Genomic DNA, 15988 nt, shown 5'->3' with positions numbered 1-15988 from the left:
CGCGGCATGCCCGCCGCGTAGCGCCGCGGGCTGCGGCGGCGGCCGCCGCGAGCCGCTTCCGGCTGGCCTCTGCGGCCGGCCTGTACTACTTCAAGCCGCTGCGCTCTTGCCGTTCTTGTGCGCGTCCATCAACGCGGTGAAGCGGTCGAACAGGTACGCGATGTCGTTCGGACCGGGCGATGCTTCCGGGTGGCCCTGGAAGCAGAACGCCGGCTTGTCGGTCAGCGCGAAGCCCTGCAGCGTGCCGTCGAACAGCGACACGTGGGTCACGCGCGCGTTGGCGGGCAGCGTGTCGGCATCGACCGCGAAACCATGGTTCTGCGACGTGATCACCACGCGGCCGTCTTCGAGATCCTTGACCGGATGGTTCGCGCCGTGATGGCCGGTCTTCATCTTCATCGTCTTCGCGCCGACCGCGAGGCCCATGATCTGGTGGCCCAGGCAGATGCCGAAGGTCGGAATGCCGCGCTCGATGAACTCCCTGGTCGCCGCTATCGCGTAGTCGCACGGCTCAGGGTCGCCCGGGCCGTTCGACAGGAACACGCCGTCGGGGTTGAGCTCGAGCGCGTCAGCGGCGCTCGCTTGCGCCGGCAGCACGGTGACATGGCAGCCGCGCTCGGCCAGCATGCGCAGGATGTTCTGCTTGACGCCGTAGTCGAATGCGACCACGCGGTACGTCGGCGCTTTCTGCTCGCCGTAGCCCGTGCCCAGACGCCATTCGGTTTTGGTCCACTCGTAGGTTTCCTGGGTCGACACGACCTTCGCGAGGTCCATGCCGGCGAGACCCGGGAACGAGCGCGCGAGTTCGATGGCCTTCGCTTCGTCGTCGGAACCAGCGAGGATCGCGCCGTTTTGCGCGCCCTTGTCGCGCAGGAGGCGGGTCAGCTTGCGAGTGTCGATGCCGGCGATGGCGACCACGCCTTCGTCCTGCAGATATTGCGGGAGCGTGCCCTCCATGCGGAAGTTCGACGCGAGAACCGGCAGATCACGGATGATCAGGCCGGCGGCATGGACTTTCGTCGCTTCGACGTCTTCGGCATTCACGCCGACGTTGCCGATATGCGGGTACGTGAGAGTCACGATCTGGCGCGCGTAGCTCGGGTCAGTCAGGATTTCCTGATAGCCGGTGATGGCAGTGTTGAACACGACTTCACCGATGGTATGCCCGGGGGCGCCGATCGAATAACCACGAAAGACCGTGCCGTCGGCGAGCGCGAGTAGAGCGGGAGAAAATGACGGCAACACGGGAGACTCCTTGGGGGAACACCCTGTTGCCACCTGTCTATCCGATTGCAAGCCGCAGCGAAACACATCGTGGATGCGCGCGCAGACTCGCTCGCGAGTTGCCGGGTGACGCTGCAAGGGGCGCGACGGGTCCATTGTGCGGACGACTCGGCTGGGTGTGGAGCCCTTCTTGCTACGCCAATGGCGCGCGGCGGATGAACGGTATGGGGGAGGTAGGCGCTAGGGTGCGGGTGGATAAGCTCAAACCTTCAAATTATAGCCTGAATCCACTGTCCCCTCCAAATGGGAGATAGGACGAGGCGTTGAGGCGACGTGCCTGGGCGGACCTTCAAAGCCTTGCCGGGCCGCGTCGCCAGGTACTTGCCACGCCTGTCTATGCGGTTCTGTCGAGACACCACTATTGACGGGGACCGAACCGCCGTGGCGGCCCCTCCGGGTCCGACGCAAGGCCTGGCGCGGCCGTTCAGGCCTCCTGTTCCGCGCGCATCTCGCCCGAACGGACAAGCTGCCGACCCGGCAACACGTACCAGATCGCACTCAGCACCTGCAGCGCGACGAGGATTTTCCACGCGCTCAGATGCGCGAGCGCCGGGTAATGCCCGCCGCTCGCCGGCCAGTGCGACAGCACCGCGCCAACGCCGATCTGGAAACCGAAGATCAGCAGAAAAATAATTAGCGTCAGCGTCGTGTTGACCCGGCCGATCATCTGCGGCGGGAAATGCCGCGCCATCACCGCGTAGCTCAGAATCCCGGTGCCGCCGAAGATGCCGTAGGCGGCCCACAACAGGCTCGCCGGCAACGGCGCGTTAAACATGATGAGCATCTGCGTCAGCACATATAGCGCCATGCCGATGCCGCAGAACGCGTACAGCGAGAGGCCGCGCCGCTCGAGACTACGCGCCGCCGCGCCGAAACCGACGCAGCCGGCCATCATCGCGAAGCCGAGAATCGACACGAGCGCCGCCGCCTGGTGCGGCTCGAAGCCTTGTACGTCGCGCAGCCATGCTCCGACCCACAACGACTGCATCGCGTAGAAGACGCCTTGCGTAACGACCGAGAACGACGCGATTTTCCAGAAAGCCGCGCTGCGCAGGATGTGCCACGTACCCTTGAACTGCGCGACGATGCTCGCCTGGCGATGCGTTTCGCGCACGTCCGGAGCGAGCGTCCATTGCGCGAGCGCAACCGCTACCGTCAGCACACCGAGTCCGACGCAAACCGGGCGCCAGCTGGAAAAACCGAGCACCCACGTGAGCGGCGAACCGACCATCACGCCGCCGAAACCGCCGATCGCCATCACAAGCCCGTTCATCAATGGCAAACGCGCCACCGGAAAATGCTGCGCGAGCGCCTTGAACGCGGCGCCGAGGCACACCGACACGCCAACGCCGATCAGCAGCCGCCCGACCATCATCATGCCGAGGCTGTGCGCGGCGCCGAATACCCAGATGCCGAGCGCGGCAAAAAGCAACGTGACGGAGGTCACGCGACGCGCGCCGAAGTGATCGAGCAGCACGCCAGCGGGGATCTGCGCGCCCGCGAAACCGAGGAAATACAGACTCGTCAGCACACCCAGATCGGCGGCTGACAGACCGAGATCGCGCGTGATGAACGGCGCGAAACCAAGATTGACGCCGCGAAACACGTAAGAGACGAAGTAGCCGGCGGAAAAAAGCAGAAAGACGCGCAGTTGGGTCGACGACATAAATCAGGAAGTAAACCTGGAAATGACCTCAAGAACCTCTCCCGAGATTCGGACGGATCAGGACGGACCGGCACTCCGCGGCCAACGCGGCCGAAGCACGAACAATAAAGTAAATACCGCAAACGCGCAGAAATCGTCCGCGCAATGAAAAACGCCGTCACCCTGAGGTGACGGCGTTGGATGAACACGGTACGTGATCGGAGCGCAATCCATGCGCTGCCCCCGCAACGCATGTGGTCACTACCGTGAGAGCCGCTATTGGTCTATTTACCCTTCTTCTTCGCGTTGGCCACGGTCTTCGGGCGGCTCTCAGCCGCGGCCTTCGACGCCTTGCCGGGCTCCGAGGCCGAGACCTTCTCGACCTTGCCCTTGCTGGTAACGGGCGCCGCCGGCTTGTTACCCTTGCCGCCCGGCTCGGAGACCTTGACGACGGCGGAGTGGCCGCGCCCTTTCTTCTTATCGTAGCGCGATTCACCGTGTGTGTCTGCGACGTGGACGCCAATCTTCTGCACACTGCCGCCTTGCACGTCGGCGGCGATCTTTTCCGGACCCGGCTCGCTGGGTACCGGCTTGCCGACCGGCACGTGCAGCACGATCACCTGGCCGCGCGCAACCTGATCGCGATGCGTCCTGTTCCACGCCTTCAGCTGACCGACCGACACGCCGTAGCGCACCGCGATGGCCGCCATCGACTGATTGCGACGCACGCGGATCAGCATCTTGCGCGTGTCGGGTACGTCGGGTTCCATCGCGAGCACCGCGCTTTCGGCGACGTCGGCGCTGATGTCCTCGTCGTCGTCCGAGCCGCGCGGCACGACGATCGTCGAGCCCGGCTTCAGGCGCATACCGACCGGAATCTTGTTCACTTCCATCAGCGTGTCGGGGTCGACGCCGATCTTCTGTGCGATCGCCGCGGGCGTCGCGCGTGCATCGACCGTGTAGGTGGTCCAGGACGACAGCGAGCCCGAGTACGTTTTCAGATTGCGCTCGAACGCGGACGCGTTGTCGAAAGGCAACAGAATCTGCGGCTGCGTCGCGCCGAGAATCACCGGCTTCCTGAACGACGGGTTCAGCGAACGGAACTCGTCCGTCGACATGTTGGCGAGCCGCGCGGCGACGTCGACGTCGATGTCGTGCGAGGTCGTGACCGTCACGAAGTACGGGTGGTTCGGAATAGACGGCAGGGTGAGCCCGTACATCTGCGGGTTCATCACGAGGTTCTTGACCGCTTGCAGCTTCGGCACGTAGTTGCGCGTTTCGTTCGGCAGACGCAGGCTCATGTAGTCGGTCGGCAGACCCGCCGCCTCGTTGCGCGCGATCGCGCGCTGCACGTTGCCCTCGCCCCAGTTATACGCAGCGAGCGCGAGTTGCCAGTCGCCGAACATGTCGTGCAGGTTCGACAGGTAGTCGAGCGCAGCACTGGTCGACGCAAGCACGTCGCGGCGCTCGTCCTGCCACATGTTCTGCTTCAGGTTGTAGGTCCGGCCCGTGCCCGGCATGAACTGCCACATACCCGCAGCCTTGGCGACCGACAAAGCCTGCGGGCTATATGCAGACTCGATGAACGGCAGGAGCGCGAGCTCGGTCGGCATATGGCGCGACTCAAGTTCCTCGACGATGTGATACAGGTATTTCTGCGAGCGCTCGGTCATGCGCTGCACGTAATCGGGACGCTGCAGATACCAGTTCAGCTGCATGTCGACGAGGTCGCTCTGCAGGTCCGGCATCTGGAAGCCACGGCGAATGCGGCCCCACAGATCGGCGTCCTGGCTCGTCAACTGATTGACGGAGTTCTGGTCGACGTTGATGGTTTCTTTAGCGGTGGCGTTCTTGCGAAGGGCGTCGGCTACGGCCTGCTGGCTGGCGGGGTTAGTGGCGGTATTCGTCGTCGGTCCCTGACTCGCGCACGCGGCGAGTGTCAGGACCAATAACGCACTTAAGATAAATCGCATGAACGTCTCGGTTTCCACAAGGGCTGGAATTTGCAGCCGATAGTACGAAACGTCAACGTTTCCGTCAATTGGAAAATCAAGAAAAAAATCAACCAAATCTGGGGCTTGGCGAATTTTTCCGATTCATCGCGTGAAGAACCGCCGAATGCGCTCCGGATCAACGGAAGCGGTTCTTCCATTCGCGCATCAATGTGAAGGCCTTCAGCCGGTCAGACACCGTTTCGTGCAATCGTGCTTCGAGGTTCGACTGGATCGCCGGCTCGCCTGCGCGCAGGAACGGATTGACCGCGAGCTCGTGCGCGATCGTGGTCGGCAGCGTCGGCTGGTGGCGGGCGCGCAACTCGTTCGCCTTGTCGCGCCACGCCTGCAGTTCGGCATTGTGCGGCTCGCAAGCGAGCGCGAAGCGAATGTTCGACAGCGTGTATTCGTGTGCGCAATGCACTTCGGTTGCGCCGGGCAGCGCGGCGAGCGCATCGAGCGAATTCAGCATCTGCTGCGGCGTGCCTTCGAAAAGGCGCCCGCAACCGCACGCGAACAGTGTGTCGCCGCAAAACACGTGCGGCGTGCCGCGCGTATCGGCCGCCTGGAAATAGGCGATGTGCCCGCTCGTGTGACCGGGCACGTCGAGCACGCTGAATTCAAGTGCGGGTACAGCGATCGTCACGTGATCGCCACTTTTGAGACGATGTGTCAGGTGCGCGATCGCTTCGCCGGCGGGGCCGTAGACCGGCACGTCCTGGCCGTTCAGCAGATCGGCCACCCCGCCGACGTGGTCTTGATGATGGTGCGTGAGTAAAATAGCGCTCAGCCGCCAGCCTCGTTGGGCCAGACAGGCGCGCACAGGGGCGGCTTCGCCCGGATCGACGACGACCGCGTGGTGTCCGTCGGCAATGACCCAGATGTAATTGTCTTCAAACGCCGGGACCGGTACGTACTCGAGCGCATTCATAGGCGACGCATTTTTAATATGACTGACCGAGCGATTATAGACTGGCCCGCCTGGACCGATTCGCCGCCAGGCCGCTACGTGCTCGACTGGGAGCAAACCCAGCTCGATCGCGTGGTGTCGGACGTGTTCGGCTATCATGCGCTGCAACTCGGCCTGCCGCAGCTCGACGCGTTGCGCGAGAACCGCATGCCGTGCCGCGGCCTCGTGCTCGACGCGGCGAGCGGCGCGAGCGCGCCGTACACGTATCCGCGCTGGGCACGTCGTGGCAGCGTGAGCGGCATCAGCAGCGCGGGCAACGCTGGCGACGCTGGCGACGACAACCCCGCGAACGCCGCGCGAGGCGCCCCTGGTCTGCACGCGCCGGCCGGGCGCAGCGCGGTCTGGTGCGACCTGCTCGATCTGCCGTTCGAAGCGCAAAGCGTCGACCTGCTCGTGATGCCGCATACGCTCGAATTCACCAGCGACCCGCATCGGCTGCTGCGCGAAGCCGAACGCGTGCTGGTGCCTGAAGGCCAACTGATCATCCTCGGCTTCAACTCGTTGTCGCTGTGGGGAGTACGGCAGTCGATCGGCAAGATGACAGGCCGCCCGTTCGTGCCCTCCGCCGTCGATCTGATCGCGTTCACGCGCCTGAAGGACTGGATCAAGCTGCTCGGCTTCGACCTTGAACGCGGGCGCTTCGGCTGCTATCGTCCGCCGCTCGCGAGCGATCAATGGCTCGCGCGTTACGGCTTCATGGAAGCCGCCGGCGACCGCTGGTGGCCGATTTTCGGCGCCACCTACATGATCAAGGCGATCAAGCGCGTGCGCGGCATGCGTCTCGTCGGGCCGCTCAAAGTGAAAAAGCCCGTGCTCGCGGCAGGCCTCGCGCCCGCCGCCACCCCGAACACACGAAACCACACCGAATGACTCCAGATCACATCGACATCTATACCGACGGCGCCTGCAAGGGCAATCCCGGCCCTGGCGGCTGGGGCGCGTTGCTGCGCTTCGGCAGCCAGGAAAAAGAACTGTTCGGCGGCGAGGCCAACACGACCAACAATCGCATGGAGCTGATGGGCGTGATTTCCGCGCTCGAGGCGTTGAAGCGCCCGTGCAAGGCGATCGTGCACACCGACTCGCAGTACGTACAGAAAGGCATCAGCGAGTGGATTCACGGCTGGAAGAAGAAAGGCTGGGTCACCGCGGCGAAACAGCCGGTCAAGAACGCCGATCTGTGGAAGCGGCTCGATGCGCTCGTCGCGCAACACGAGATTGAATGGCGCTGGGTGCGCGGCCACAATGGCCACCCGGAAAACGAGCGCGCCGATCAGTTGGCCAATCGCGGCGTGGCATCGCTCGCCGAGATGTAAAGAGCGTGCGCGCATCGGCAACACCGCGCGCCGCCCTCCCCGCTTTTTTCCGCAATTTTTTCGAAGCAGGCTAATCCGACATGCGTCAACTGATCCTCGATACCGAAACTACCGGCCTGAACGCCCGCGGCGGCGACCGGATTCTCGAACTCGGTTGCGTCGAGCTCGTGAACCGCCGGCTGACCGGCAACAACCTGCACTTCTATATCAACCCCGAGCGCGACAGCGATCCGGGCGCGCTCGCGGTGCACGGCCTCACCACGGAATTTTTGAGCGATAAGCCGAAGTTCGCGGAGATCATCGACCAGTTCCGCGATTTCATCCAGGACGCGGACCTGATCATCCACAACGCGCCATTCGACATCGGCTTTCTCGACGCCGAGTTCGCGCTGCTCGGTCTGCCGCCAGTGAGCATGCACTGCGGCGAGATTATCGACACGCTCGCGCAAGCCAAGCAGATGTTCCCCGGCAAGCGCAATTCGCTCGATGCGCTGTGCGACCGCTTCGGCATCAGCAATGCGCACCGTACGCTGCACGGCGCGCTGCTCGACTCGGAACTGCTCGCCGAGGTCTATCTGGCGATGACGCGCGGTCAGGAAAGCCTCGTCATCGACATGCTCGGCGAAGCGCAGGCCGGCGGCGATACGCATGCGCCGCGCGTCGCACTCGACTCGCTAGAGCTGGTCGTGATCGCTGCGAGCGACGACGAAAGCACCGCGCACGAAGCCGTACTCGACGATCTCGACAAGGCGCTCAAAGGCGCGAGCGTATGGCGTCTTGAACCCGCGCCGGCAACTGATGAGCAAACTGCTTAAAAAAGACTAGACGAACCCTAAATTCCCTGGCATAATTTCGATCTCTTCGGGTGGTTAGCTCAGCGGTAGAGCACTGCCTTCACACGGCAGGGGTCACTGGTTCGATCCCAGTACTACCCACCAGATTCTTGGTGTGTCGATCACCGAAGACAAAAGGGCTTACGCAGCAATGCGTAAGCCCTTTTTCTATTTGCCGGCAAATAACGTCGCGTGCGCCATACGAGATATCGTTGGCTATAGAACCACGTCGTTCCGTAGGTTGGCGAGCGCCCCGCACTATTGCTATATTCGGCAAACGGGCATTCGCCCGGTCCGGCTCCGTCCGGTTTCTCCATCTTGAACCATCTCAGGGAAGCGCCACATGTTTGCAGTGCATCGCGCGCTCCCCCGCATGGTTCCACGACCGCCGGCCCGTCCGCCACGACCGATGCGACCTTGAAGCCGCAGCGTTGTCGCTGATGCGCCGCCGCCTCGGCAGGCGGACCGCGTTCATTCCAGACAGTCCGTTGTTCCGTTGCCGTTGTTTGCCGTCGTATTTTTTCGCGCCTTGCCGCGCGGATTCCGGCATCCGCTGGCTGTCTACCCCTTTTTCGCTTCTGACTGGAATCTCGGCGCGCTCGTGCTTCGCCGGGCCCAAAGCAAATGGCCAACAGAAAACTCGACTTTCGCGGACAAGCCTTCAAGGATGTCCTCGGCTTCACCTTCCGTCACTGGGCGCAACAGCCGGGGCGCATCGTCGTGATCGCGGCGCTCGCGCTGTTCACGGCGGGCGCGGACATCCTGACGCCGGTCTTCGCCGGACGTCTCGTCGACGCGATCGCGGCCGGTCCGGCGTCGTCGGCGCCCGTCTGGCATCACGCGCTCGCGGCCTTCGGCGCGCTCGCCGCGCTCGGCCTCACCGCGACGCTGCTGCGCCAAGGCGTGTACTTCAACATCATCCGCTTCACGCTGAAGATGATGAGCGAGATCGCCGCGCGCGCGTTTCATCGCGTGCAGCGCTTTTCGACCGACTGGCACGCGAACAGCTTCGCCGGCTCGACCGTGCGCAAGATCACGCGCGGCATGTGGGCGCTCGACCTGCTGAATGACACGCTGCTGATCGCGCTGCTGCCATCGCTGGCGATGCTGATCGGCGCGACCCTGCTGCTCGGCTCGCGCTGGCTCATGATGGGCATCGTCGTCGGCATCGGCTCGCTGCTGTATATCGGCGTGACCGTGACGGTGTCGCTGGGCTTCGTCGCGCCGTCCGCGCGTCTCGCGAACGCGTGGGACACACGCATGGGCGGCGCGCTCGCCGATGCGGTCAGCTGCAACGGCGTCGTCAAGGCATTCGGCGCGGAAGCGCGCGAGGAAGCGCGCCTCGCGCACGTGATCGGCAAATGGCGGCAACGCACACGCCGCACGTGGGTGCGCGGCACGCTCAACGGCGGCCTCCAGGGCGGCATGCTGGCCGCGATCCAGGCGGCGATTCTCGGCGTGGCGCTACTGCTGTGGGCACGCGGCGAAGCGAGCGTCGGCGACATCACGTTCGCGCTGACGATGTTCTTCATGCTGCAAGGCTATCTGCGTGACATCGGCATGCACATCCGTAACCTGCAGCGCTCGGTCAACGACATGGAGGAACTGGTGTCGCTCGAGAGTCAGCCGCTCGGCGTCGAAGATCGTCCCGGCGCCGGCGCCATCGCGATCCGCGACGGCGAGATCCGCTTCGAGCAGGTGTCGTTTCACTATGGCGCGCACAGCCGGCCGCTCTACGACGACTTTTCCATCCGCATCGCGCCGGGCGAGCGCGTCGGGCTGGTCGGTCATTCCGGCTCGGGCAAGACGACCTTCATCAAGCTGATCCAGCGCCTTCACGACATTTCGGGCGGGCGGATCACGATCGACGGCCAGGACATCGCGCAGGTCCAGCAAGCGTCGCTGCGCAGCCAGATCGCGATCGTCCAGCAGGAGCCGCTACTGTTTCACCGGTCGCTTGCCGAGAACATCGCGTATGGACGGCCCGGCGCGAGCCGCGCCGACATCGAGCGGGCCGCGCGGCTCGCGAGCGCGCACGACTTCATCGCCGCGCTGCCGAACGGCTACGACACGCTGGTCGGCGAACGCGGCATCAAGCTATCGGGCGGCGAGCGTCAACGCGTCGCGATCGCGCGGGCTTTTCTCGCCGACGCGCCGATCCTGATTCTGGACGAAGCCACGTCGAGCCTCGACAGCGAAAGCGAAGTGCTGATCCAGCGCGCGATGGAGCGGCTGATGCAGGGGCGCACGACGCTGGTGGTCGCGCATCGGCTGTCGACGGTGCGCGCGCTCGACCGGCTCCTCGTGCTCGACAAGGGCAAGGTGATCGAGGAAGGCAGCCACGACGCGCTGATCAAACGCGACAACGGCTTGTACCGTCGCTTGTTCGAGCGTCAGGCGCTGGAACTGATCAAGGGTCTCGGCGAGCCGGAGCTCGTGCGCGAGTCGGCAAAGGTCAAAGCCGACCGGGTCGACGATTCTGGCTTGTTGGTCGGCTAGCGCGACGCAGGCATGCACCAGGCTTCACGGCAAACGATGCCACGCCCGGCGCCACCAGCCCTTGGCAATAGAAGACCCGCCGCGCTACACCGCGCCGGCGGGCAACCCGATGCCGCGCGCCATTCCGGTCGCGGCAAACACCATCAGAACCAGCAGCACGGTCTGGATCACGCTGAAATGCGCGTAAGATCGCGCCTTCTTCAGATTCGGCGCCGCGCCGCTGCGGATCGACGCGCGCCAGCGCATCAGGCCGAGCATCGTGGGCACTTCGAGGATCAGGATCAGCACCAGCAACGTCATCTTCACGTGAAAGAGCGGCTGGTGCAGGTAGTAGTCGGCGCCCTTCTCATAGCTACCGAACATGCGCATCAGGCCGGTCACGATCAGCACCAGCGCGGCGATGCCCCAGCCTGAATCGGCGCGGAACACCGAACGCAACGCGGCGGGCACCGACGCGCGACGCAGCGACCACGTGCGTCTGAGAATCGACGCGAGCGCAAAACCATACGCGAGCAGATGAAGGGCGGCAAGCAACCAGCGAACCAGCATGGCGACTCCTGCGAAAGACGCGATACGATCGATGAGTGTCCCACTCGCCCGCCTGCAGGCCGGGCGCCTTGATTGCATTATCGACGAAGCTTCGCTTCGGGATGCGTGCATCGGCCACGCGATGTGACCGATAGCACAAAACATGCAGCGTCAGACCTGGCGCAGCGTCGTGTCGAGCGCGCGGGCGGCGACGCGATCGCCTTCGGTCGTCAGCGCGGCGCGGAAAACGGTCTGCCGGTTATGACCCGCGGCGGCCGGCGAATCCCACAGCAACTCGACCTTCGGACGTACGCCGAACGCGCTGCGCGCAAGCGAGGGCGCCGCGACCGACCCTATCGGCGCCGCTGACGCGCCGGCCTTGCCCGCCGCGCCGAACGCGACCGCGGGCGCCGGCGTCGCGCGCGCATTGGAACCGCTCGCCCAGCGCACCGACAATTCGCGCGCATCGTATTGCCCCACCTTGCGCCGCTCAGCCCATACGACGACGGTGCGGGTCAGCGGATCGAGCGACACCGCATAGCGGCCGATCGCAAAGCGCCGCGCCGCCACATTGGTGCGCCACAACGGCAGCGGCCGGCAGATCCACAAGACGATCGCATACAGCACCGGCGCCGCGACGAGCCAACCGTTGCTGGCCGCGACCGCCTGCATCGCGCGACGCCAGCCTGCGCTCGCGACGAACGCGCCGACCGACCACAGCGCAAACAGAAACCCGAGGAACGCGAACAGGCGCAGCGCCTGACGCAGCCATTGCGGCAACGGATGGAACGGACGCTCCGCGACGGCGCGCGCGCCCGGCAGGAAGATCAGCAGGAACAGAAAAACGAGGTTGATACATGCCCACGGTGAAGACGCCATCGCGGTCAGCGCGGTGGTCAGCTTCATCTCGGACATCGAGAAAAACCAGCGGGCGGCGAGCACGAGACCGATGGCGCGCAACGTAAAAATCGTTCCGGCGCCGGGCGCGGCGTTCGCGCGCGTCTCTTTCGTTCTCGCCAAGGCATCCTCCTGTCGTCGGCGGCACCGCAGCCCAATTTGCGGCACGGCAATTATAGGGATATTACCGAGACTGGCTCGTTCGCGCCGCGCGGAAACCCGTATTTTCAGTTGTGCACCGACGAAAAACGCAGCGCGCATGCAACAACGCCCCGCCGGCGACGTGCCGGCGGGGCGTTCAGAGCAACGAAGGAAGCGTGCAACGAGTTGCTGCCGACAGCGTTTTATCTACCGCGAAACAACCGCGGCGGAACAATCGCCAATCAGCCCGCGTTGACTTCGCGCAGCACCGTGCGATGTTTGCGACGCAGCAGTTCTTCATAGGTGGCGACGTAGTTCTGCGCCATCACCTTCGACGAGAAGCGCGCCTCGAACGCCTTGCGCACGCCAGCGCGGGGCAGCGTGTGCAGACGTTTGACGGCGGCGACCGCGCTGATTTCGTCCTCGACGACGAAACCCGACACGCCGTTTTCGATCACTTCCGGCACCGAACCGCGATTGAACGCGATCACCGGCGTGCCGCAAGCCATCGCCTCGATCATCACGAGACCGAAGGGCTCCGGCCAGTCGATCGGGAACACCAGTGCGTGCGCATTGCCGAGAAACTCGCGCTTTTCAGCTTCGCCGATTTCGCCGATGTACTCGACGTGCGACAACGACATCAGCGGCTTGATGACTTCTTCGTAGTAGGCACGGTCGGCCTTGTCGATCTTGGCGGCGACCTTGAGCTTCATGCCTGCCTGCCCGGCGATGCGAATCGCCCTGTCAAGCCCCTTCTCCGGCGAGACGCGGCCCAGGAATGCGAGGTAGCCGGGTTCGACGTTGGGAATCGGCTTGAGCACGTCTTCCGGCAAACCGTGATAGACGGTTTGCAGCCAGTGCGCCTGCGGCAGCGGAATGCGCTGGTTGTCCGAGATCGACACGACCGGCACGTCATTGAACGTGTTGAAGATCGGCTGCAGTTCAGGCAGATCGAGACGGCCGTGCAGCGTCGTGACGAACGGCACAGGCTGACGCGCGAACAGCGAGAACGGGTAGTAGTCGATGTGGAAATGCAGCACGTCGAATTCGTCCGCGCGGCGGCGCACTTCTTCGAGCAGCAGCATGTGCGGCGCCATCACGTCGCGGATCGTCGGGTCGAGGCGCAGCGCCTGCGGCCAGAAAGCTTCGAGCTTCGCCGAGGTTTGCGAATCACCGCTTGCAAACAGCGTGACGTCGTGGCCCTGCTCGACCAGCGCCTCGGTCAGATAGGACACCACGCGTTCCGTACCACCGTACAGCTTGGGAGGAACCGCCTCGTGCAGCGGAGCGATTTGAGCGATTCGCATATTGACGAACTCCTAGTAAAAAATCAGGCAAAAGTACTGCATTTGGAAAAAGCGACTCGCTTGCTCGCCAGGGCAGTCTGGCCGGAAATGCCGGCGCGGGCCTGATTCTTTTGAGAAATCCTGCGATGGATCGCTTGGTAACGAGCCCGGACAAGTGGATCAGCGACTGGGCATGTGCGAGTAAACGCGCCCGTTGCACCGACGTTGACAAACTGTCAGAAAAATTGCCGGGCTAACGAGCACGCATTATCGATGCCCGGATTGTTGCAGCACCGCAGCATTTCAAAGTCTTTACGTTGTTACAAACGCGAAACACTTTGCAAACCCTTGTTTTCAAAGATAGTTCTACAGTATCCACGAGGTTTCGGGAGGCGCGGCGGTACCGTGTCTGCGAGTTCTTCCCCATCAACGTTGCCGGTAGGAATTGCAAAATTGCCGCAGCGCGGTTGAATGCAATCTGTAATTATATCTCGAAATTTTCCGCAATCTGCCTGAATGGCCCGTCGGCTGGTGTGTTGGGACGACGCAGATCGCGGAGGTCCATCGCGAAATCAATCGCGTCAAAGCCCGGATACACAGGGCGCAATCGCCTTTGCATGTTTACAATGCGAAACATCGGCTTCACGGAGAGCCATGCTTGTCCGTGTGGTCCGCGCATTGCATGCACAACCCGCAACACATCGATCTCAGCTCAATTGGAACACTTGACCATCGCCCAGCGTAACGCCCAGAACGCCAAGCTCGCGAGCTATGCGCACCGGCCACTTGCGTTTCTCTTCCGCTTTATCCGCCGCCATCCGCTCGCGCATGCGATCGTGTTGTGCAGCGTGTTTGCGGCCGTGGGCTGCGCACTCGCTTCGCAGTACGCGATCAAACATCTGATCGACGTGCTCGGCGGCGGCAGGCATCATCCGGGACCGCTGTGGGGCGCGTTCGCGATCCTCGTCGGCCTGATCGCTGCCGACAACCTGTTGTGGCGGATCGGCGGCTGGTTCGCCGCGCACACGTTCGTCGCCGTGACGGGCGATTTGCGGCGCGACCTGTTTCAGTACCTGAGCGGCCACTCGCCGACCTACTACGCCGAAAAGCAGCCCGGCATGCTGGCAAGCCGGATCACCGCGACCTCGAACGCCGTCTACACCGCCGAAAACACCACCGCGTGGAACGTGCTGCCGCCGTGCATCGCGGTGCTCGGCGCGATCGTGATGATCATCGCGGTGAACCCGCTGATGGCCGCCGGCCTGATGCTGTGCTCGGCGATCCTGTCGGTCGTGCTGTACAAGCTCGCGGGCCGCGGTTCCGCGCGTCACCATAATTTCGCGACCAAGGCGGCATCGGTCGACGGCGAGCTTGTCGACGTGATCAGCAATATGGGGCTCGTGCGCGCGTTCGGCATGACGTTCCGCGAACAGCACCGCTTTGCTTCGACGGTCAAGTCGGAAATGGACGCGCGCCAGCAAAGCCTGCTGTACCTGGAAAAGCTGCGTCTGCTGCACGCCGTGGTCACCGCGCTGCTGTCGGCCGGCCTGCTCGGCTGGGCGCTATGGCTGTGGGACCAGGGCCGCGCGACCTCGGGCGACATCGTGCTCGTCAGCTCGCTCGGCTTCACGATCCTGCACGGCACGCGCGATCTCGCCGTCGCGCTCGTCGACGTCACGCAGCACGTCGCGCGACTCGCAGAGGCCGTGCGCACGCTGCTCGAACCGCACGGCATGCCCGATCGCGACGACGCGACCGAACTCGTGCCGCAGGGCGGCCGCGTCACGTTCGACGGCGTCACGTTCGCCTATCCGCGCCGCCGGCCGATTCTCGATCACTTCGACCTCGATATCGAACCGGGTCAGCGCGTCGGGCTGATCGGCAAGTCGGGCGCCGGCAAATCGACCGTGCTCGCGCTGTTGCAGCGCTTCTACGAGACCCAGGGTGGCGCGATCAAGATCGACGGCCAGGACATCGCGTCGATCACCCAGGACAGCCTGCGCCACGCGATTGCGCTGGTGCCCCAGGACATCTCGCTGTTCCATCGCACGGTGTACGAGAACATCGCGTACGGCCGCCCGGACGCGAGCCGCGAGGAAGTGCTCGCCGCCGCGCGCGAGGCGCGTTGCGCGGACTTTATCGAAGCGATGCCGGAAGGCTACGACACGATCGTCGGCGACCGCGGCGTGAAGCTGTCGGGCGGTCAGCGCCAGCGCATCGCAATCGCGCGCGCGATTCTGAAAAACGCGCCGATCCTGCTGCTCGACGAAGCCACGTCCGCGCTCGACAGCGCGTCCGAGGAAGCGATCCAGAAGGCGCTCGACCGCCTGATGGTCGGCCGCACCGTGATCGCGATCGCGCACCGTCTGTCGACGCTGAACAACTTCGACCGGATCATCGTGATGAGCGCCGGCAAGGTCATCGACGACGGCACGCCGGAAGAACTGCGCCAGCGTCCGGGCCTTTATCGCGACCTGCTCTCGAAGCAGTATGGCAAGGGCCAGACGCTGCATATCGGCGGCAAGAAGGTCGACGAACAGCACGTAGCCTGACGCACGCCTGGTCCACGCGCTGCGCATCGCATCGCTTGAAAAAAAGCCG

At 64.0% G+C, this 15988-nt stretch carries 12 protein-coding genes and 1 tRNA gene; 6 read left to right on the top strand and 7 right to left on the bottom strand.

Annotation, left to right across the window (positions count from 1 at the left end; translation table 11 throughout):
* Window positions 1–90: 90 nt before the first annotated feature.
* From carA to gloB, 4 genes are all read right to left on the bottom strand, one after another.
* Window positions 91–1245 (bottom strand): glutamine-hydrolyzing carbamoyl-phosphate synthase small subunit, encoded by a 1155-nt coding sequence (carA, locus tag HDG32_RS25400; protein WP_090801117.1) that lies wholly within the window; start codon window positions 1243–1245, stop codon window positions 91–93.
* 463 nt (window positions 1246–1708) lie between these two features.
* Entirely contained in the window at window positions 1709–2950 is a 1242-nt protein-coding gene (locus HDG32_RS25395) for a nitrate/nitrite transporter (protein WP_184071659.1), read from the bottom strand.
* A 263-nt stretch (window positions 2951–3213) separates the two neighbouring features.
* Window positions 3214–4902, bottom strand: coding sequence for a transglycosylase SLT domain-containing protein (locus HDG32_RS25390; protein ID WP_184071657.1), 1689 nt, complete (start codon window positions 4900–4902; stop codon window positions 3214–3216).
* Between the two features lie 157 nt (window positions 4903–5059).
* Entirely contained in the window at window positions 5060–5851 is a 792-nt protein-coding gene (gene gloB / locus HDG32_RS25385; protein ID WP_184071655.1) for a hydroxyacylglutathione hydrolase, read from the bottom strand.
* An 18-nt stretch (window positions 5852–5869) separates the two neighbouring features.
* On the opposite strand from gloB, the gene HDG32_RS25380 reads away from it, so the two are divergent.
* The 5 genes from HDG32_RS25380 (at window position 5870) to HDG32_RS25360 (ending at window position 10535) form a co-directional block, all read left to right on the top strand.
* Window positions 5870–6760, top strand: a complete 891-nt coding sequence (locus tag HDG32_RS25380) for a class I SAM-dependent methyltransferase (RefSeq protein ID WP_184071653.1) — start codon at window positions 5870–5872, stop codon at window positions 6758–6760.
* Window positions 6757–7203, top strand: coding sequence for a ribonuclease HI (rnhA, locus tag HDG32_RS25375; protein ID WP_184028269.1), 447 nt, complete (start codon window positions 6757–6759; stop codon window positions 7201–7203). The genes HDG32_RS25380 and rnhA overlap by 4 nt, the downstream gene beginning before the upstream one ends.
* A gap of 80 nt (window positions 7204–7283) precedes the next feature.
* Window positions 7284–8018 carry a DNA polymerase III subunit epsilon gene (dnaQ, locus tag HDG32_RS25370; RefSeq protein WP_184071651.1) on the top strand — a complete coding sequence of 245 codons (735 nt, stop codon included), beginning with the start codon at window positions 7284–7286 and terminating at the stop codon, window positions 8016–8018.
* Between the two features lie 48 nt (window positions 8019–8066).
* Window positions 8067–8141, top strand: a tRNA-Val gene (locus HDG32_RS25365).
* Window positions 8142–8660: 519 nt separating this feature from the next.
* Window positions 8661–10535, top strand: a complete 1875-nt coding sequence (locus tag HDG32_RS25360; protein WP_184071649.1) for an ABC transporter ATP-binding protein — start codon at window positions 8661–8663, stop codon at window positions 10533–10535.
* A gap of 84 nt (window positions 10536–10619) precedes the next feature.
* Here HDG32_RS25360 and HDG32_RS25355 read toward each other — a convergent pair whose 3' ends face one another.
* From HDG32_RS25355 to HDG32_RS25345, 3 genes are all read right to left on the bottom strand, one after another.
* Window positions 10620–11084 (bottom strand): DUF2214 family protein, encoded by a 465-nt coding sequence (locus HDG32_RS25355; RefSeq protein ID WP_184071647.1) that lies wholly within the window; start codon window positions 11082–11084, stop codon window positions 10620–10622.
* 150 nt (window positions 11085–11234) lie between these two features.
* Entirely contained in the window at window positions 11235–12083 is an 849-nt protein-coding gene (locus HDG32_RS25350; protein ID WP_184071645.1) for a hypothetical protein, read from the bottom strand.
* 260 nt (window positions 12084–12343) lie between these two features.
* Window positions 12344–13408 (bottom strand): glycosyltransferase family 4 protein, encoded by a 1065-nt coding sequence (locus HDG32_RS25345; protein WP_090801132.1) that lies wholly within the window; start codon window positions 13406–13408, stop codon window positions 12344–12346.
* 695 nt (window positions 13409–14103) lie between these two features.
* On the opposite strand from HDG32_RS25345, the gene HDG32_RS25340 reads away from it, so the two are divergent.
* Window positions 14104–15939: an ABC transporter ATP-binding protein gene (locus HDG32_RS25340; RefSeq protein ID WP_184071643.1), complete on the top strand. Its 1836-nt coding sequence runs from the start codon at window positions 14104–14106 to the stop codon at window positions 15937–15939.
* Window positions 15940–15988: the final 49 nt, after the last annotated feature.

Origin of the sequence: Paraburkholderia sp. CI2 (genome assembly GCF_014201055.1) — a bacterium.
Lineage (GTDB): Bacteria > Pseudomonadota > Gammaproteobacteria > Burkholderiales > Burkholderiaceae > Paraburkholderia > Paraburkholderia tuberum.
The sequence above is the reverse complement of the archived record's forward strand: the minus strand, read 5'-3'. Positions and strand labels throughout refer to the sequence as shown.